Origin of the sequence: Clostridium mucosae (assembly GCF_024622765.1) — a bacterium.
GTDB lineage: Bacteria > Bacillota > Clostridia > Clostridiales > Clostridiaceae > Clostridium.
On record NZ_JANKAF010000003.1, the window covers coordinates 195,475 to 216,584 of the forward strand.

A 21,110-nucleotide genomic window follows, 5' to 3' on the forward strand; every position below is an offset into this window, starting at 1 on the left:
GAGTAGATAAGTTTGATTTAAATTTATCTACTCTTTTTAAATTTACTTATATTAAATCTTAATTAATATGAGAATTTAATTTAAATTGATTTATGTATAGTATTTAAATAATAACAGAAAATAATATGAGTATTTTATATAAAGTAACAAAATAAGTTATAAAGCAAAAAAAATAAGGAATATAATTTAAATTATGGTATAATGATTATTGATTAAATCAGCAAAAATTCCCAGAAAGATTCGGAGGTATGAAGATGAATAAAGGTTTAAGATTAGATTTATCTATGGTAGAACCATATGCAAGTTTGCAAGAATTAGATCATATGGAAGTAATGGTAAAAGGGGCTCATGAAACTCTTCATAATAAAATAGGAGCAGGCAATGACTTTTTAGGATGGTTAGACTTACCTGTTAACTATGACAAGGAAGAATTTTCAAGAATAAAAAATGCTGCTGAAAGAATAAAAAAGAATTCAGAAGCTTTAATAGTTATAGGAATTGGTGGTTCATACCTAGGACCTAGAGCAGCTATAGAAATGTTAAACAGCAATTTCTATAATGTATTAGGAAATGATAAGAGAAATACGCCAAAGGTATTCTTTGTTGGTAACAATATAAGTTCAACATATTTAGCTGATCTTTTAGATGCTATAGAAGGTATCGATATCAGCGTTAATGTTATTTCAAAATCAGGTACTACAACAGAGCCTGCAATAGCATTTAGAGTATTTAAAGATTATATGGAAAAGAAATATGGAATAGATGGAGCTAAGGAAAGAATTTTTGCAACTACTGATAAGAGCAAAGGAGCTTTAAAATCATTAGCTGATGAAATGGGATATGAAACATTTGTTATTCCAGATGATGTTGGAGGAAGATTCTCAGTTTTAACTGCAGTTGGTTTATTACCAATAGCTGTTGCTGGAATTAGCATAAATGAAATGATGCAAGGAGCTGCTGATGCAAGAGAAGCATATGCTACTCCAGATCTTAAAAATAACGATTGTTACAAGTATGCTGCAATGAGAAATGCTCTATATAACAAAGGTAAAGATGTAGAAATACTAGTTAACTACGAACCAGGTTTACACTACTTTAATGAATGGTGGAAACAATTATTTGGTGAATCAGAAGGAAAAGACCAAAAAGGAATATTCCCTGCAGCAGTTGACTTCTCAACAGATTTACATTCAATGGGACAATTCATTCAAGAAGGTAAGAGAATAATGTTTGAAACTGTTCTAAATGTAGAAAAAGCTAAGAGAGAAGTTAAAATAGAAAAGGCAGAAGGAGATCTAGATGGATTAAACTTCTTAGCTGGAAAAACTATAGATTTTGTTAATAAACAAGCATTTAACGGAACTTTATTAGCACACAATGATGGTGGAGTTCCTAACATGGTAGTAAATATTCCAGAGCTTAGCCCATATTACTTTGGATATATGGTTTACTTCTTTGAAAAAGCTTGTGCAATAAGCGGATATATCTTAGGAGTTAATCCATTTGACCAACCAGGAGTTGAAGCTTACAAGAAGAATATGTTTGCTTTACTAGGAAAGCCTGGATATGAAGAATTAAAGGCTGAATTAGAAGCTAAATTAAAATAGTGAGAATTATAGTAGATGGAGATGCCTGTCCAGGTATCTCCATTATTCAAAAAATAGCAAAAAAATATGGGTTAGAATTAATGGTATTTTGTGACATCCATCATTACATAACTTTAGATTATGGTGAAGTTAAAGTTGTAGATAGTGGATTTCAGAGTGTAGATATGTATGTAGTAAATATATGTGAGTCAAATGATGTAGTAATTAGTCAAGATTATGGGGTTGCAGCAATTTGTTTAGGGAAAAAAGCTCATATATTAAATCCAAAAGGATATTTATATACAGAAGAAAATATAGATAGAATGCTAGAAGAGAGACATATTTCTCAAAAGATTAGAAGAGCAGGTGGAAGAACATCAAACCCTAAAAAAAGAACTTCAGAAGATGACTTAAGATTAGAAAAAAACTTAATAAGAACAATAGAATGTAATTTAAGAGGATAAACTGTAGAAATATAAAATATAGTTTGTCCTTATTTTTTTTTCTTGTTGACAAATTTCGTTATAAATTTCCTTATGTAAACTGTATAATGATATTAGGGAAAATTGAGAAAAATAGGGTGTGAAGAATATGAGCGAATTATTAATAACTTTTGATAAGGAAAGTCCATCAGTTATAGATGAAAAAATAAATATAAAAATAGTTTCAGAAGATGATGATTGTGTTGAATATAAGTTTTTGGAAGGATCTCCTGGGGAAAGAAATTTAACTTGGAAGCCAATTCAGGATTTTTCAGATAAAAAGGAATGTGAGTGGAGGCCTAGAAAATCTGGAGATTATATGATAATGGTTCAATACAAAGATAAGGATTCTAATGAGTTAAAAAATACAAAGGTAAATTACCAAATAAAAGGTATAGAAGAAAAGGATATTATTGAGCTTAATAAAAATATTAAGCTTATAAAAGATGTAATAATTGATAAAACATCATTAATTGTAGGGGAAAAGATAAACTTAGAAGTGCTTTCAGATGAGGAAGAAATATTATTATATAGATTTTGGATAAAAGGAAAGCAAGGTTGGGAGCCACTAAAAGATTACAGTACAGAAAATAAGTTAACTTATACTACGACTAAGTCAGGGGACGGAGAGTTACTTATTGAATGTAAAAGACCATCTTCTAAGGAAAATGTAGATGATTTTACTACAGTAATATTTAAAGTTAAAGAACAACCTATTATAGAAATAAATTCTTTTGAGTGCTTAAGTGAAAATCTATTAATAAATGAAGAGTTAATTTTTAAGGTTGGTGTAAATTGTGATAAAACTAGGACAATACTCTATAAATTTTTAAGAGTAGATACTAATGGAAGAATAACATGTATTCAAGATTATTCTACTAAAAATATAGTATCATTTTCTGAAAAGCAAAAGGGTAATTATAAACTTTTATGCTATGTAAGGGATATTTTTTCTAATAAACAATATGATGATAGAGCATGTATGATGTACAATATAAAGCCTTATGATGAAATAAAAATAAGAAATTTTTCATCTGATTTAAATTCTCCTCAAGTATCTGGAACTAATATAACATTTAAATCATCTGTAATAGGGGGAAAAGAAATATTATATAGATATATAATTGAAGGCCCAGTAGCAGAGGATACAGGATATATAAGATCTAGAAGTTTTAATTGGGAAACCAAGCTAGAAGGAGAGTATAAGATAATCCTTAAGGCTAAAGATATATCTTTTGATGGAGAATATGAGGATATAAAGGAATTAAGCTTTAAAATAGATAAAAAAGGTGAAAAACCAGTAAATATCTTAGATGTTTTTTCGAATAAAACTAGAGGATGTATAAAAGGTGAGCCAATCAATATAAAAGTTAAAGCTGAAGGTGGGACAGAACTTAAATATTCATTTATAGTATTTAAAGATGGTAAAGAAAAAGAAAGAAGTAATTATGGAAGAACTAACTGGGTTAATTTCACGCCAGAAGAAAGTGGAGAATATCAAGTTGAAGTTAGGGTTTTAGATAAATATTCATCAAAGGAATATGATGTACATGATTTTGTTTATTTCAAGGTTAAGGACTATCAAGAAGCTGAAATAGATTATGTTTTACTTTCACAAAAGGAAATTTATTTAGTTGGAGATACCATAGAGCTAGAAACTATAGTACAAAATACTAAAAATATATTATTAAGATATGTAACTAAGATTAATGGACATGAAGTTGAGGATACTGGATTTATTGAAAGTAAAAGACTTAGAGTTAAACCTAAATGTTCAGGAAAATATACAGTTGAGATTTATGCAAAGAATGTTTTATGTCATGAAGACTATGATGTTAAAAAGGAAGTATCACTTTATGTTCATGAAGCTATTCCAGTTAGCAATACGAAAATAAAAGTTAAAAATAAAAACATAGTTGTTAATAATGAAGTAACTTTTGAGGTAACTAGTGAAGGTGGAAAAGAAGTTTGTTATGAATTTTATATTATGGAAAAAGGAAATTGGGTAAGAGTACAAGCTTATAGCAGAAAGAATTATTATACTTTCTTACCATTTTCTACTGGAAGCTATAGAATATTGGTTCTTAGTAAAAGTTATTATAAAAAGATTAACTATGAAGATTATATAAGCTTAGAATTTGAAGTTGAGCCTTAAGGAAAGCTATATTTATCCGATATTAATATAAAAGTGTAATTTCGGAGGGTAAAAGAAGTGGATATTCCTAAGATAGAAGATTATATGGGAAATATGGTTAGTAAAGAAGTATTAAAAAAAGCTATAGGGGATGGCCCAGAATTTGAGATAGTATATGAAGCATTATTAAAAAATAACGAATCAAATTCTTCAAATAATAATGGTGAAGAAAATTCTAATACTTACGTGACTACTGGAGTTGGACAAAAGCTTGAACAAATACCACTTAGAATGAGAAAAGAACCTATACAAACAGGTGAATTAATATTAGATGATACCGTAAAGAGAAGTACAACTACTAACATAAGTTCTAATGAATCTACTATAGATGGGCATGAAGATTCTTCAGTTGATGTGGAAAAGATTTATTCTACTGTTGATAAGTATTCACAAAAATATGGTGTAGATAGAAACTTAATACTTGCTATAATTAAACAAGAATCTAATTTTAATCCCAATGCAGTATCATCTGCAGGAGCAAAAGGACTAATGCAATTAATGGATTTTAATTCAGAAGCCTATGGATTAACTAATCCCTTTGATATTGACGAAAATATAGAAGCTGGAGTTAAACATATTAAAGATTATATAAATATGTTTGATGGAAATTTAGAAATGGCACTTATGGCATACAATGGTGGACAAGGAACAATGGAAAGAAGAGGAGTAAAGTCATCTAGTAATTTATACAAGATGCCACAAGAAACTCAAAATTATGTTCCTAAAATATTAGAAAACTATAGATATTATAGAAGTATGAGTTAATAGTGAAAAAGTTAAGAGTGAAAGAGTTGTAGAAATAGTTCAGATGAGCTGAATTATGGAAAAGAATTTTTGAAAAATTACATTATTATAAATAAATAAAATTAATAGCAAAAAAAGGATGTCTAGATGAATAATTAAAAAATCATTTGTGAGACATCCTTTTATTTATTAATCTGAAACATAAAACCCAATAACAGAAGAGGTGATTAATATAAATAGAAGTAAATATATATGGATTGCCGTATTGTTAATAATAATCCTTATAGGTATTAGTAAATTATTGAATACTACTATTTACGATGAAAGTCATACCATTAATGAACAAGATTCTGGTACGAAGGAAAATGCTATTATTAAGAAATCAAATATTTCTGAACGTTCTTTGGAGGCAGAAGAAACAATAACTAATGCAATTAAGTATAGAAATGATAAGAACTTAGAAAAACTATTAGAAAACTACACAGATAGAAATAAAAAGAATAAATTTAGATTAGATAACTTAGAAAAAATAGAACTTGAGAATATAAAGCTTGTAACGGATGAATCACAATATAAAAACTATATAATTAATTTATTGTTACAGGAAGGTGATTTAGAAATTGATCAAGTAAAGATATATCGCGTAACATATAATATTATGTATAAAGATGAATCATTAGAGCCAACAGGAAATGGTGAAGAGTCAAAACATTATTATTTGATAAAGCATAAGGAGTCTGATAAATGGCTTATAAATGACATAGGAGACTAATAAAATAAGACAGTAGTTAATTTTGTGTAAAAACAAAACTAACTACTGTTTTTATAAATAGTTGGTGATTTTGGAATAATATACTATATAAATTTAAAAATCCTATAAGGATTTTATCCATAATTATTTCATTTTCAATTCTTTCATTCCTTCTCCTCCTTGTTTATTTCTGCTTTAAGTAATAAAATAGTGGATAAAGGCTCAACATAATATTAAGAAGGAAGGTGCTTGAATGGAAAGACTAGACAAGGTTTTATCTAATTTAGGATATGGAACTAGAAAAGAAATTAAGCAGGCAGTTAGAAAAGGACTTATTGAAGTAAATGGTGAAGTTGTTAAGGATAATGGAATGCAAGTTGATCCAGAAGTTGATAAGATTTATGTAAATGGAGAAGAGATATTTTATAGAAAGTACATATATTTAATGATGAATAAACCAGATGGGGTTATATCTGCAACTTTTGATAATAGAGATGAGACTGTTATTGATTTATTAGAAATAGAGCATCAAGTATTTAACCCATTTCCAGTAGGAAGGCTAGATAAGGATACAGTTGGATTATTATTATTAACAAATGATGGGGATTTAAATCATAGATTAATATCTCCAAAATGGAAGGTTGACAAAGTTTATTATGCTAAAATAGACAAAAAAGTTACAGAAGAAGATATTAAGAAATTTAAAAATGGAATTACTTTAGATGATGGATATACATGTAAGGAAGCTAAACTCGAAATTTTAGAATCATCAGAGAATGGATCAGAAGTTATGATTACTATTCAAGAAGGAAAATTCCATCAAGTAAAAAGAATGTTTGAAGCTGTTGATAAGAGCGTGGTTTACTTAAAAAGAGTTGAATTTGGAACTTTACAATTAGATGAAGACCTGGAAGAGGGCGAATATAGGGAGCTAACTGAAGAAGAAGTTGCGATTTTAAAAGGCTTTTAACGAATATTTGGTTAAAATGAAGGTTTATCATTCATAATAGACAAACTTTACAATAATATTTTCAAAATATCTTGCATTTTATAAAAAGATGCAATATAATATTTTTGCAAGGATAAATAAAAGGAATAAATAGCCCCCTTTTTATTTATTGCTTATTGCTAAAGCGCAACCTGGCCCCAAGGGTTGCGTTTTTTGTTTGTTTAAAAACAAATACAAACGTTTACTATAAGTATAATTTATAAAATAAATAAAAGAAAACAATTTCAATTACTATATTGATTTTATAATAATTTCGACATTATTTATAAATTTTAAAAAGTTTTTAAGAAATAGATTGGTTAACGGACTTATTAATAAGACTTTTTTGCAATAAAAAAATCATTTACAACAAATAATGATATTTTTTATTCAAATATTGCAATTATTGCATTGTTAATGAATATACTAAAATAGGGTGAGATTATAATAAAGAAAAAATATATAATAAATAAAAAAGATATACTAGAATTTTGAAATAGTATATCGATTTTTTATGTATAAATTTAAATTACTATAATCTAATTAATGTTTTTAGGCAACAATATAAAAGATATGTATGTTATAATATGTTAGTAATAGGAAAGGAGTCTGTACAGATGGATTTAAAGTCATTACTTAACAAAGAGCAATATGAAGGGGCTACTACTATAGAAGGTCAAGTATTAATATTAGCAGGAGCTGGTTCAGGTAAAACCAGAGTTTTGACACATAGAATGGCTCATATGATAGACGATTTAGGAATTTTACCATATAAAATATTAGCTATTACCTTCACTAATAAAGCTGCAAAGGAAATGAAGGATAGAGTTAAAGCTTTAATAGGTGAAAGAGCAGAGGATATGTGGATATCTACATTTCACTCAACTTGTGTAAGAATACTTAGAAGAGAAATAGAAAAACTAGGATATAAAAAGAGTTTTACAATATATGATACTTCAGATCAAAAGACACTTATAAAAGAGTGTATGAAAGCTTTAAATATAAATGATAAAGATATAACTGAACAAGAAATCATGAGTAAAATAGGTAAGGCTAAGGATAATATGCAAAGCCCTGCAAGTTTTATGAGAGAGCATGAAAGTAATTTTAGAGAAAAGAAAATAGCAGATGTTTATGAAATGTATCAAAAGAGATTAAAAGAAAATAATGCTTTAGACTTTGATGATTTAATATTTAAAACTGTAGAGCTATTTAAAAAGGATAAAGAAACATTAGAATTCTATCAAAGAAAATTCCAATATATTATGGTAGATGAGTATCAAGATACTAATAAAGTTCAATATGAATTAATTAGACTTTTGGCAGAAAAATACAGAAATGTATGCGTGGTAGGCGATGATGACCAATGTTTAGTTGAGGGAACTCTAATTCAAGGTGAAGATAAAGTTTATAAAATAGAAGAGTTAGAAGCTTCAAATAAAATTAGAGTCGCAGCTGGAAACGGAGAAACCACCTTATTAGAAATAAAAGATATATCTAAAAGAGAATATAGTGGAAAAGTAGTCAAGATAACTACTGAAACTGGAAAAGTAATAAAAGGAACACCAAATCATATAAGCTTTGCGAGAGTAACTGTAAGAGATGAAAAATATTATGTTTATTTGATGTATAAAAAAGGCTTTGGATATAGAATTGGTCAAACATCATCAACAAGAAGCAGAAAAGGTATCGATGCAAGTGGCTTAGCTGTAAGATTAAATGGAGAGCAAGCAGATAAAATGTGGATAATAAAGGTTTGTGATTCAAGAGGTGAGGCTACTTATTATGAAGAATATTATTCTGTTAAGTATGGTATTCCAAAGGTTGTGTTTAACTCAAGAGGAAGAAATATTTCTTTAACTCAAGAACAAATAAATAAGATGTTTAAAGAAATAAACACATATGATAATGCTCAAAAGTTAATGGATGAAGAGTATCTTTATTTAGATTATCCTCATCATATAAGTTCTGCTGTAATAAGAGGAGAAAGTGTAAGGAAGATAGTGAATGTAAGCTTCTTTGGTGGACGTAAATGTGAAGAAAGAGGTTTATATTCGCATAGAATAGGATTAAATACTTCTGGCGAAGAAAGTAAGAAGAAGTTAATGGAATCAGGTTTTAATGTAAGAGATGGAAAAAGAAATACTTTTAGAGTAGAGACAGAACGTGCCTTATATGATGATGCCGAAGAATTTTCAAGCAAGCTTGCTTCTGTAGAAGATGCTTATGAAGTTGTTAGAAAAGCAAAATTAACTTCAGATAATACTTTTAAGTTTATGCCGTTAGGAAGTATGAAAGAAGGAATGGCAATTGCTATTTTAGATGGAGAAGGAATAATTGAAGATATTATAACTTCAGTAGAAATTGAAGATTATGAAGGCTACGTATATGACCTTAACATAGATAATGCAAGAAATTATATAGCTAATGATGTAGTAGTTCATAATTGCATCTATCAATGGAGAGGGGCAGATATAAGAAATATATTAGATTTTGAAAAAGATTATCCAGATGCAAAAGTTATAAAACTTGAGCAAAATTATCGTTCAAAAGGAAATATATTAAATGCTGCTAATGTTGTAATTGTAAATAATGCGAATAGAAAAAGTAAGGTTTTAAGAACAGAGCAAGAATCAGGAAATAAAATAAAGGTTTATAGAGCTTATTCTGATAGTGATGAAGGGGATTTTGTTGCAACTCAAATAAGAAAAATAAAAGATGAAGAAAACAAAAGTTATAAGGACTTTGCAATTCTTTATAGAACAAATGCTCAATCACGTATATTTGAAGAAAGTTTAAGAAGAAAAGATATTCCTTATAAAATTTTAGGTGGAACAAGATTCTATGACAGAAAAGAAATTAAGGATATGATTTCATACTTAAAAGTATTAGTTAATCCAACTGATAGTATAAGCTTAAGAAGAATTATAAATGTTCCAAAGAGAGGTATTGGAGATGCAACTGTAAATAAAGTAGTTGATTTTGCAGATGACTATGAATTACCTTTATGGGATGCATTAAGTACAGTAAGAAATATTCCAACTCTTACAGCAAGGAATTGTGGTGGAATAGAAATATTTATGGAAATGATGGATAAGTTCATGGAAATGAGCGAAATAATGCCTGTATCAACATTAATAGAAACTATATTAAAGGACACAGGATATATATCAGAGCTTGAAAAATCAAAGGAAATTGAAGATAAGAGTAGAATAGAAAACTTAAAAGAATTAGTATCAGATGCTGTTGATTTTGAAAGAAGCAGTGAAGATAAGAGTCTTTCAGCATATTTAGAAAAAGTATCATTAGTTCAAGATACAGATAAGCTAGCGGAAGAGGATGATACTATAGTTTTAATGACTGTACATAGTGCTAAGGGGTTAGAATTCCCAGTAGTATTTATGGTTGGTATGGAAAATGGAATCTTCCCAGGTAATGCTTCATTTGAAAGTGATGCTGAAATGGAAGAATCAAGAAGATTATGTTATGTTGGTATAACTAGAGCAAAAGAGCAGTTATTCATGACTTCAGCAGAGGTTAGAAGACAATTTGGTAGAACTGTTGCATATCCACAATCAGATTTCATAGCTGAAATAAAAGGTGATTTAAAGGAATATGTTTCAGGAAACAAATCAGCACAAAGTGCAAGAGCTACAATGTTCCCAAGAGAAAATAGATTTAGCAATCCACATAGCTTAAGAGGAAACTCAATGCAAATGCAAAAGCCAAAAGCACAAACTATACAATCATCTGTTTCAAATGATGATGTAACAGTAGGAAGAAAAGTAAAGCACAGTAAGTTTGGTGTTGGAACAGTAGTGTCAATAGCTGACTCAGGAAATGACAAAAAACTTACAATAGCCTTTGATAACCAAGGCATAAAAATACTGATGCTTTCATTAGCAAACCTAGAACTTATGTAAATATTCAATGGACAATGGATAATTGATAATGCACAATTAAGGTATAAACTCCAAAGGAGTTTAGAAAAATATTTTAATTCAGCAAAGCTGAATTATTTCAATAATTATCAATTGTCCATTAACAATTATCAATTATATAACGAGGTGTTTTATTTGGATAAGAAACAGCGAATAGAAGAGTTAGTAGATGAATTAAATAGATATGCATATGAGTATTATTCATTAGACAATCCTTCGATTTCTGATAAGGATTATGACAAGAAATATGATGAACTTAAAAAGTTAGAAGAGGAAACAAGTTATGTTCTTCCTTACTCACCTACTGTAAGAGTTGGGGATAGGATATTAGGAGGATTTAGTAAATATACTCATAAGGCAAGATTATGGAGTTTAGATAAGGCTCAAAGTTTAGAAGAATTAAAAGATTGGCATAATAGAAATCTTAAATTTATTAGAGAGATGAATTCAAGAGGAGAAGATTTACCAGAGCCTAGATATGTACTTACTAAAAAGTTTGATGGGTTAACTGTTAATTTAACTTATGATGAAAATGGAATATTAGTATCTGCAGCTACAAGAGGTAATGGTGAAGTAGGAGAAGAGGTTTCAGCTCAGGTTAAAACTATAAAATCAATACCATTAAAGATAAATAACGATGATTTATTTGAAGTTCATGGTGAAGCTATAATGACAACAGAGGCTTTTGACAACTACAATAAAAATGCAGATGTACCACTTAAAAATTTAAGGAATGGTGCTGCTGGAGCTTTAAGAAATCTAAACTTAAAAGAAACAGCTAAGAGAAACTTGTCAGCATTTTTCTATGATGTAGGATATAAAGAAGGTGAAGGCTTTAAGACTTATGAAGAGATGTTAAATTTCATAAAAGATAAAGGTCTTCCAATGGACGATTATGTTAAGTATTGCACTACTATTGAAGAAATAGAAAAAGAAATAGATTATATTAATGATATTAGATTTGATTTAAATTACGATATTGATGGAGTTGTTATTGCTATTGATGATATAAGAACTAGGGAATTACTAGGATACACAGTAAAGTTTCCAAAGTGGGCAATAGCATACAAATTTGAAGCACAAGAAGCAACAACAAAGCTAATTGATGTAGAATGGAATGTTGGTAGAAGTGGAAGAGTAGGGCCTACTGCTATATTAGATCCTATAGATTTAGCTGGTGTAACTGTAAAGAGAGCAACTTTAAACAACATAGATGATATAAGAAGAAAAGGTGTAAGAGTAGGAGCAGAAGTCTTTGTAAGAAGATCTAATGATGTTATTCCAGAAATAATGGGAGTAGTAACTGAATCATTAGAAGGAACAGAAGAAATTAATGTTCCTAAAGTTTGTCCAGCATGTGGAGCACATCTTGTACAAAATGGGGTTCATTATTTCTGTGAAAATACTCTTTCATGTAAACCTCAAATGGTTAAAACTATAGTTCATTTTGCATCAAGAGATGCTATGAATATTGAAGGATTTTCAGAAAAAACAGCTGAGCAATTATTTGAAAAACTAGATATTAAATCTATAGCAGATTTATATAAACTAGAAAAGGAAGAGTTGCTACAGTTAGATAAGTTTGGACCAAAGAAAGCGCAAAATTTATTAGATGCAGTTGAAAAAAGTAAGGATTGTGAACTATATAGATTTATATATTCTTTAGGAATTCCTAATGTTGGGGTTAAAACTGCTAAAGATTTAGTAAATAGATTTAAGTCTTTAGAAGGTTTAAAAAATGCTAGTTTTGATGATTTAGTATCAGTGCAAGACGTAGGAGGCATAGTTGCTAAATGTGTTTTAGAGTTCTTCAAGGAAGAAAAAGCATTAAATACGATAAATGAACTTTTAGAACTTGGAGTTAATCCTAAATTTGAAGAAAAAGAAATAATCTCAAGTCCTTTTGAAGGAAAGACAGTTGTTGTAACAGGAACACTAAAAAATTATTCTAGAGGCGAAATAAAAGCAAAGTTAGAACTATTAGGTGCGAAGGTTTCAGGAAGCGTAAGTAAGAAAACTGATTTTGTAATAGCAGGAGAAGAAGCAGGATCAAAATTAGACAAAGCTGTTGAACTTGGAGTAAAGGTTCTAAATGAAGAAGAGTTTGAGGGGATAATAAAGGAGTAAATAGAAATGGATAAATTTAGAGTTAAGGATATTTTTACAATAATATGCACCTTAGCTGCAATATCAACAAGTGTAACTATAGTGCTTACATTCTTAACAACATATCATTTCATAAACAATATGCCTATATTTAATTCCTATCTTTTGTTGCAAATTGGTATATGTGTAACTATGATATTATGGGCAATAAGATTTTTCCTATATAGAAAAGGAAGAGAAAGATATATATATACATCAATGTGTATAATAATTTCAATTGTAAGTTTATTTTTTGTAATGAACTCAGTAAGATAAATAAATATAAAAGAAATAAAAATGGGGATGCCGTAGGCACCCCATTTATTCATAATTATTGAGGGATGTATTTTTCAAATTTTTGGATTACGTCATCATAAATTTTGTCTAACATTTTAAAATCTATTGCATTTATATAATAAGCTTCTAAGTCATCATGAAGTTTATGTGCTTCAGAAATGAAGTATAAAGCTTTATTAGTTAATTCATAAAAGATTTTTTTATCATAATCAATGTCTTCCTTATTACTTGAAAGTATAGATGCATCACAGAAGTCTTCAATATTATATACTTTTCCATTAAAAGAGCTTTGACTAATTTCATTTTCTGTTACTACACATGTAGATAGCTCTGGTATAAAAATATGCTCTATTCTTTCAGGAATAAAAGGATCATGCATGTATTCCACGAAGTAGCCTTTCTTTTGAGCAACTTTACCTATTTCCGTTAAAATAGTAGTTTTGCTAAATCCAGGTCCGCCTTTTAATATAAATTTATGATTAAATTCAGAGGTAAGATCATTAGCAAAGGTGATTATTCCATTAGGTGTAAAGGCCGTTGCAAATAAGTGTCGTTCATCACCAAAACCAGCTTTTTGCTTATTAAATATTCCTTCTTTTAAGCTTTCGGTTATAGTAACTATTTTACTATAATCTAATGCTTTAGAATTTAATTTGCTCCAATCATCATGAATAGATTTGGCTGAAGATAGAAATCTATAAGCTCTTTGAAAGTTGTTACTAATATTCTTAGAAATATCGATAATTTCCCTCTTGTGCAAAGAAAGAGCATCATTGTTAAGGGCAATCCCCATGTTAAGAATTTCATCAACAGCACCTGGATGAATTGGATCAACCATGTGAGGTGAGGTACCATCTAGAATAGCTAACCCAAGCTCTTTTATAACAATGCCATCTAAAGAATTATTATCAGAAGAGCAATGATGATACTCTATGGTATATCCTTTACTCTTAAAATGAGCTCCCACTTTTTTCATTAAAGAAGATTTTCCTGTACCAGGCCCACCTTTCATGCAGATAATTCTATTTGCATCTTCTTGAGTGAGTATATACTTATAAAAAGAATAAAATCCTTTGTTAGTATTTCCTCCAGGAAAGAGATGTCTTTCTTTTAGATGTGTCAAATATATCACTCCTAAATATTGCTTTCATTCAAGTTTCAATATTAATATATGTATTTATTAGAAAAATGCAACAGTATAATTAAGGTTTATTTAAGTTAAAATAAATAATATATCTAAACAAACTATAACTAACTGCTAATGTATAGTAGAAATTTAGATTTTAGTAGCATATAAAAGATATAGCATAGCAGTTTGATTTGCTATATTAATTAAATAATTCTATTAACTATATAATATTCTACCTTTGTTAATTATGCGGAATGTATACATATTATGTATAATTAATAACTGACAACTTTTAATTATGCATAAAGTTTTGATGGATAAAAAGACAAAAAATATTATAGAAATTTGATTTTATGAATAAAATATGCTGATTTCTTTAATATTTTTATTAAAATATTATAATAAATAAAAAATATTAAAAAAATTTCAAAAAGGTATTGAATAAAAATGAAAGTAGGGTGTATAATTATGCTATCGCAATTGAATGGGAATTGTATATTTAATCATAAAGAGGGGGATTTAATAATGAAAAAAGGTATGATAAAGAAGATATTAGCCGTAGCAGTTGTTGGGGTTATGGGATTAGGATTAATAAGTTGTGGAAATAAAAATAATGCAGACAAGCTAACAGAAATTAAGGAAAAAGGAACATTAGTTGTTGGCTTAAGTGCAGATTATGCTCCATATGAATTCCACATGATGAAAGATGGAAAAGATGAAATAGTAGGGTTTGACGTTGAAATAGCTAAAGAAATAGCTAAAGATATGGGCGTTGAATTAGAAATAAAAGATATGGAATTTGATTCATTGATATCAGCTGTTCCAACAGGAAAAATAGATATGGTAATATCAGGTATGACTCCTACAGCAGAGAGAAAAGAAGCAGTTGATTTTTCAGATATATACTATATTGCAGAACATGGAATGGTAGTAAGAGCTGAGGATAAAGATAAATATAAAACATTTGAAGATTTAACAGGTAAAAAAATTGGTGCTCAAATGGGATCAATTCAAGCGGATTTAGCAGAAGAAAAAATAAAAGATGCTGATATGCAATTACTTTCAAGTGTTAATGATTTAATTCTTGGATTAAAATCAGGAAAGATAGATGCATTAGTAGTTGAATTACCTGTTGCAGAAATGATTGTTAAAAACAATTCAGAACTAGTTATAGGTGAAGAAAAAGTAAAAGATACAGATGGTGGATCAGCAATTGCAATAAAGAAAAACTCACCAGAATTCGCAGAACAAATAAATAAGACAATTAAAAGAATAAAAGAAGAAAATTTACTAGATCAATTTATAATAGATGCTAATGATTTAGCAGGACAAACAAATAACTAGAATAAAAAGATGAAATACTGAAAAAATTAAGTAGTGAAAGAATCATGGAATAAATTAAATTACTAACTCAGTCTGTCTGAGTTAGTAATCATTTTTTTTCATTTTTAACTTTTTCATTTTTCACATTAAAATAAGGGGTGTATGATTTGACATTAGATTTTAGTTTTTTATCTGAATATATGCCATATTTTATAGATGGCGTTAAGTGGACATTATTAATTTCTTTAATAAGCGTACTTTTAGGTGTCCTTTTAGGATCAATATTATGCTTTATGAAGAGATCAAATTTTGTAATTTTTAAAATAAATCCTTTAAAGATTATCGCTAATGTGTACATAGAGATAATTAGAGGAACTCCAATGCTATTACAAATAATGATTGTATATATTGCATTTGATGAATTGTTAGGTATAAATATGTCTCCATTAACTGCAGGTATAATAGCTGTATCTTTAAATTCAGCTGCTTATGTATCTGAAATAATAAGAGCTGGTATTGATGCTGTTGATAGAGGACAACTAGAAGCAGCGAGAAGCTTAGGAATGAATCAACTCATGGCTATGAGACTTATAATAATGCCTCAAGCAATTAGAAATATATTACCTGCTATAGGTAATGAATTTGTAACTGTAATTAAAGAATCTTCAATGGCATCTGTAATAGGTGTTGGAGAGCTTATGTATGCGGCAAAGGTTATTAGAGGAAAAACATTTAGAGGGTTTGAGCCTTTAATAGTTGCAGCAGTATTTTACTTTGTAATTACATTTACATTAGGTAGACTTATGAATTATATAGAAAGGAGAATGAAGGCCGGTGATTCACGTTAATAATTTACACAAGTATTTTGGAGAAAATGAAGTTTTAAAAGGAATTAATGAAAATATAAAAAAAGGTGAAGTTGTTGTTGTAATAGGACCTTCAGGATCTGGTAAAAGTACATTCCTAAGATGCTTAAATTTATTAGAAGTTCCAACTGATGGTGAAATAATATTTGAAGAACAAAATATTACAGATAAGAAAACTGATATAAATAAGATAAGAGAAAAAATGGGGATGGTATTCCAACAATTTAATTTATTCCCTCATAAAACAGTTTTAGAAAATCTAACAATAGCGCCTATGCAGGTTAAGAATAAATCTAGGAATGAAGCTGAAAAAATTGCTAAAGATTTATTATCTAAGGTTGGATTATTAGAGAAAGCAAATGCATATACAGCATCATTATCTGGAGGACAAAAGCAAAGAATAGCAATTGCAAGAGCTTTAGCTATGGAACCAGATGTTATGCTATTTGATGAGCCAACATCTGCTTTAGACCCAGAAATGGTTGGAGAAGTTCTAAATGTTATGAAGAACTTAGCCAAAGAAGGAATGACTATGGTCGTTGTAACTCACGAAATGGGATTTGCTAAGGAAGTTGGAGATAGAATATTATTTATGGACGGCGGAAATATAGTAGAGCAAGGAACTCCAGAAGAAATATTCACAAATCCTAAAAATCCAAGAACCATAGACTTTTTATCTAAGGTATTATAATTGTATTTTGCGAGGCAAAATAGTGAAAAAATAAAATAACTAATTATGTTTTGTTATGCAGAACTTAAATTTACTTGTGCAAAGCACTATTTATTTAAAATTCCTAAGGGTTTTTGAATAAATAGTGCTTTGTACTTATTTTTTAGTTTTGTAGTGCAAAACATAATTAACTGTTTAACCAGTGAACTATTAACTTATTACTTATAAATTGCTTTACAATTCTAAATAATAACTAATTAAAGGTGTCTAGTAATTGGCTGTTTTAAGATTTTAATAATAAATATAATATATTATATATTTAGAATAATGATTAATATATAATAATATATTATATAGATATGTAACAAAGAAAGGATAAGTGGAGGTAACTTTCTAATGAATAAAGACAATGATTCTAGTAATTGGAAATTTGGTGTTTTCTACTACAATCCAGAAGATCCTTCAGAAGTTGTTGATAGAAAAAATGGTAAAGGAGTAACTATTAACTTTGCGCATAAGGAAGGAAGACGTATATTGGGATTTATTTTGATTCCCGCATTCATAGGAGTTATGATTGCAGTTCTTATTGCATGCTTAAGTAAATATTAAATCTTTTATTAAAAATGTATAGTAAAATATAGAAAATAATGATAGAATAAAAATATAGAAAATAAAGGTATAATAAATTGAATATTAAGTGCAAGAGATAATAGAGTTAAGCACAAATTTGGGATATACCCTCTTTTTTGCTAAGCTCTTTTTTTGTTTAATATCTATTTATTTAAATTAATAGTTATTATAATTGCTAGTTGTGCATAATGCTGATATAATTATGTCACTGGTGTAAATGATTACAAAAGGATGGGGATGAAATGAATAATTTTAAAAGGGTTTTGGAAGATAATCCAATAGTAGCAGCTGTTAAGGATGAGAAGGAGTTAGACTTAGCACTGCAAAGCGATATACAAGTTATTTTTATTTTATTCGGAGACATATTAAACATTAAAAATTTAAGTGAAAAGATATTTAAACATAAAAAAATTGGAATTTTACATGTTGATTTAGTTGAGGGGATTTCTAGTAAAGACGTAGCTTTAAAATTTATTAAAGAAAATACAAAGTTTCAAGGAATAATTAGTACCAAACCTCAAATGATAAGAGCCGGTAAAAAACTTGGATTTATAGCAATTCAGAGAGTATTTATGATAGATAGTTTATCTAAAGAAAATATGAAGAATCATTTAGTGGAAGAGTGTGATGCTGTAGAAATTCTTCCAGGATTACTTTTTAAGATAATTAAGGAACTTTCCTTAAGCCTTAATAAACCTTTAATAGCTGGAGGATTAATTTCTGATAAGGAAGACGTAATGGAAACATTAAAAAGTGGTGCAACATGTATATCTACAACTAAAAAAGAAATTTGGTATATGTAGAAACAGAGAATTGGAGAGAAAGCTACATAGGATTGTTTTTGCGATCTTATGTAGTTTTTTTATAAAAAATTTAATAAAGGGGAGAGCAAAATGCAAGCTTATTTTTCAGAATTCATAGGTACTCTTATTTTGATACTACTTGGTAATGGAGTAGTAGCAAATGTAGTACTTAGAAAGACTAAGGGGAATTCTTCAGGTTGGATTGTGATTACAGCAGGATGGGGGTTCGCTGTAGCAATAGCAGCCTATATTACAGGATGGATGGGTGGAGCTCATTTAAATCCAGCAGTAACTATCGCACTAGCTTCATCAGGTTTATTTGAATGGAGTGAAGTACCAGGATACATCATCTGTCAAATGTTAGGAGCAATGGCTGGAATGATTGTTGTTTATCTTAATTACAAATTACACTATGATGAAACTTCAAATGGAGAGGACGTTAGAGGAACATTTTGTACAGCACCAGCAATAAGAAGCAATCTTTATAATTTCATTTGCGAATTTACTGGCACTTTTGTATTATTAATAGGAATAAGAGGAATAACTTATAGTGAAGTGTTCAAGACTACTTTCCAAAGTTCAGGTGGAGAGATAATAGGAACAGTAGGAATTATGGGATCATTTTTAGTAGGTATATTAGTTTGGGCAATAGGCTTATCCCTTGGTGGTACAACAGGATATGCTATAAATCCAGCTAGAGATTTAGGTCCAAGAATAGTACATGCTATTTTGCCTATGAAGAATAAAATTGATTCAGATTGGAGTTATGCTTGGATACCAGTTTTAGCACCTATACTTGGAGGAGTTTTTGGAAGTTTAGTATTTGATTTTATTATTAGATTATAGAATTTTAATATAAGGGGAGAGATGATTATGGGAAAGTATATTATAGCATTAGATCAAGGAACAACAAGTTCAAGAGCAATTGTATTTGATAAGGAACAAAATATTATAGGGATAAGCCAAAAGGAATTTACACAAATTTATCCTAAAGAAGGATGGGTTGAACATGATCCAGTAGAAATATGGGCAACTCAATATGGGGTTCTTCAAGAAGTCATAGCTAAAACTAATATAGATAGAGATGATGTTGCAGCTATAGGTATAACAAATCAAAGAGAAACTACAATTGTTTGGGAAAAGAGCACAGGAAAACCTATTTATAATGCCATAGTTTGGCAATGTAGAAGAACAGCTGATATATGTGATAATTTAAAAGCTAATGGATGGGAAGATTATATTAAGAAGAATACAGGGTTAGTTGTAGATGCCTACTTCTCTGGAACTAAGATTAAATGGATCCTTGATAATGTAGAAGGTGCAAGAGAAAAAGCTGAAAGAGGAGAACTTTTATTTGGAACAGTAGATACATGGCTTGTATGGAAGTTAACTAATGGTAAAGTTCATATTACAGATTACACTAATGCATCTAGAACTATGTTTTATAACATAAAAGAATTAAAATGGGATGAAAAAATACTAGAAGAATTAGATATACCTAAATCAATGTTACCTGAAGTTAGAAATTCATCTGAAGTTTATGGATATGTAAATCTTGGAGGCAATACAGATGTTCCTATAGCAGGTATTGCAGGAGATCAACAAGCAGCTTTATTTGGGCAAACTTGTTTTGAAAAAGGTGAAGCTAAGAATACTTATGGAACAGGCTGCTTCTTATTAATGAATACTGGAGAAGAAATGGTAGAAAGCAAAAATGGACTTTTAACTACAATAGCAATAGGTATTGATGGAAAAGTACAATATGCTTTAGAAGGATCTGTATTTGTTGGTGGTGCCGTTGTTCAATGGCTAAGAGATGAACTTAGAGTGGTAAACGATTCAGCAGATACTGAATATTTTGCATCTAAAGTTGATGATAATGGAGGGGTCTATATAGTATCAGCATTTGTTGGTCTTGGAGCACCTCATTGGGATATGTATGCTAGAGGAGCAATACTTGGATTAACTAGAGGAAGCAACAGAAATCATCTTATAAGAGCTGCCCTTGAATCTATAGCATATCAAACAAGGGATCTTATAGATGCAATGAAGGAAGATATAGGATCTGACCTTAAGAATATAAAAGTAGATGGAGGAGCAAGCAGAAATAAATTCTTAATGCAATTCCAAGCAGATATATTAGGAAAGAATGTTATAAGACCTATAATATCAGAAACAACAGCTCTAGGAGCAGCTTACTTAGCAGGTATTGCAGTAGGTTTCTGGAAGGACAAAGAAGAAGTTAAAAAGTTCTGGCATATGGCAGATGAATTTGAAGCTAAACTTGATAAAGAAAAAGTTGATAAGTATTATAAGGGCTGGAAAAAAGCAGTCAAGAGATCTTTAAGCTGGGAAGAAGAGTAGAATTAAACTTAATGATATGTATTAACTTTCCGATTTTTATATAATTTCGAATACAATTTAATACATATCATTAATGAGATTAATTCTGCAATTAGTAATTTTAAATGGTGAAGCTAAAAAGAATGAAAAAGTGAAAGAATGAAAGAGTGAAGGAAAAAATCCCTAAGGGATTTTGAATGAAAAGTGCTGCGTACAAA

At 29.1% G+C, this 21,110-nt stretch carries 17 protein-coding genes; 16 read left to right on the forward strand and 1 reads right to left on the reverse strand.

The features are described 5' to 3' along the window. Positions 1-254: 254 nt before the first annotated feature. The 9 genes from NSA50_RS05820 (at position 255) to NSA50_RS05860 (ending at position 13,107) form a co-directional block, all read left to right on the forward strand. The gene (locus NSA50_RS05820) at positions 255-1,607 is read left to right on the forward strand and encodes a glucose-6-phosphate isomerase (protein ID WP_257443672.1); all 1,353 of its coding nucleotides are present in this window, start codon (positions 255-257) and stop codon (positions 1,605-1,607) included. After that, positions 1,607-2,050: a YaiI/YqxD family protein gene (locus NSA50_RS05825; RefSeq protein WP_195266598.1), complete on the forward strand. Its 444-nt coding sequence runs from the start codon at positions 1,607-1,609 to the stop codon at positions 2,048-2,050. Before NSA50_RS05820 ends, NSA50_RS05825 begins: the two co-directional genes overlap by 1 nt. 127 nt (positions 2,051-2,177) lie before the next feature. After that, positions 2,178-4,223 carry a triple tyrosine motif-containing protein gene (locus NSA50_RS05830; protein ID WP_257443679.1) on the forward strand — a complete coding sequence of 682 codons (2,046 nt, stop codon included), beginning with the start codon at positions 2,178-2,180 and terminating at the stop codon, positions 4,221-4,223. A gap of 57 nt (positions 4,224-4,280) precedes the next feature. Further along, positions 4,281-5,027, forward strand: a complete 747-nt coding sequence (locus tag NSA50_RS05835) for a lytic transglycosylase domain-containing protein (protein ID WP_257443681.1) — start codon at positions 4,281-4,283, stop codon at positions 5,025-5,027. Between the two features lie 202 nt (positions 5,028-5,229). Further along, complete coding sequence (locus NSA50_RS05840) at positions 5,230-5,778, forward strand: DUF4829 domain-containing protein (protein ID WP_257443683.1); 549 nt, start codon at positions 5,230-5,232, stop codon at positions 5,776-5,778. 232 nt (positions 5,779-6,010) lie between these two features. Beyond that, positions 6,011-6,727, forward strand: coding sequence for a pseudouridine synthase (locus NSA50_RS05845; RefSeq protein ID WP_195266589.1), 717 nt, complete (start codon positions 6,011-6,013; stop codon positions 6,725-6,727). A 635-nt stretch (positions 6,728-7,362) separates the two neighbouring features. After that, entirely contained in the window at positions 7,363-10,668 is a 3,306-nt protein-coding gene (locus NSA50_RS05850) for a UvrD-helicase domain-containing protein (protein WP_257443687.1), read from the forward strand. A 153-nt stretch (positions 10,669-10,821) separates the two neighbouring features. Next, complete coding sequence (ligA, locus tag NSA50_RS05855) at positions 10,822-12,813, forward strand: NAD-dependent DNA ligase LigA (protein ID WP_257443688.1); 1,992 nt, start codon at positions 10,822-10,824, stop codon at positions 12,811-12,813. A 6-nt stretch (positions 12,814-12,819) separates the two neighbouring features. Then, on the forward strand, positions 12,820-13,107 hold the full coding sequence (locus NSA50_RS05860; protein ID WP_195429889.1) for a hypothetical protein: 288 nt from the start codon (positions 12,820-12,822) through the stop codon (positions 13,105-13,107). A 55-nt stretch (positions 13,108-13,162) separates the two neighbouring features. Here NSA50_RS05860 and NSA50_RS05865 read toward each other — a convergent pair whose 3' ends face one another. Further along, a complete protein-coding gene (locus NSA50_RS05865; RefSeq protein WP_257443690.1) occupies positions 13,163-14,251 on the reverse strand; it encodes a PRK06851 family protein in 1,089 nt (362 codons plus the stop codon). 531 nt (positions 14,252-14,782) lie between these two features. On the opposite strand from NSA50_RS05865, the gene NSA50_RS05870 reads away from it, so the two are divergent. From NSA50_RS05870 to glpK, 7 genes are all read left to right on the forward strand, one after another. Further along, positions 14,783-15,601 carry an ABC transporter substrate-binding protein gene (locus tag NSA50_RS05870; RefSeq protein ID WP_195266579.1) on the forward strand — a complete coding sequence of 273 codons (819 nt, stop codon included), beginning with the start codon at positions 14,783-14,785 and terminating at the stop codon, positions 15,599-15,601. A 179-nt stretch (positions 15,602-15,780) separates the two neighbouring features. Further along, a complete protein-coding gene (locus NSA50_RS05875; RefSeq protein WP_195266638.1) occupies positions 15,781-16,428 on the forward strand; it encodes an amino acid ABC transporter permease in 648 nt (215 codons plus the stop codon). Then, positions 16,415-17,137, forward strand: coding sequence for an amino acid ABC transporter ATP-binding protein (locus tag NSA50_RS05880; protein ID WP_257443692.1), 723 nt, complete (start codon positions 16,415-16,417; stop codon positions 17,135-17,137). Before NSA50_RS05875 ends, NSA50_RS05880 begins: the two co-directional genes overlap by 14 nt. A gap of 375 nt (positions 17,138-17,512) precedes the next feature. Then, positions 17,513-17,725 (forward strand): DUF5808 domain-containing protein, encoded by a 213-nt coding sequence (locus NSA50_RS05885; RefSeq protein WP_257443695.1) that lies wholly within the window; start codon positions 17,513-17,515, stop codon positions 17,723-17,725. Between the two features lie 263 nt (positions 17,726-17,988). Further along, positions 17,989-18,549 carry a glycerol-3-phosphate responsive antiterminator gene (locus tag NSA50_RS05890; protein ID WP_257443698.1) on the forward strand — a complete coding sequence of 187 codons (561 nt, stop codon included), beginning with the start codon at positions 17,989-17,991 and terminating at the stop codon, positions 18,547-18,549. A 90-nt stretch (positions 18,550-18,639) separates the two neighbouring features. Further along, positions 18,640-19,395, forward strand: a complete 756-nt coding sequence (locus NSA50_RS05895) for an MIP/aquaporin family protein (protein WP_257443699.1) — start codon at positions 18,640-18,642, stop codon at positions 19,393-19,395. Between the two features lie 27 nt (positions 19,396-19,422). After that, positions 19,423-20,913, forward strand: a complete 1,491-nt coding sequence (gene glpK, locus NSA50_RS05900; protein ID WP_257443706.1) for a glycerol kinase GlpK — start codon at positions 19,423-19,425, stop codon at positions 20,911-20,913. Positions 20,914-21,110 lie beyond the last annotated feature (197 nt).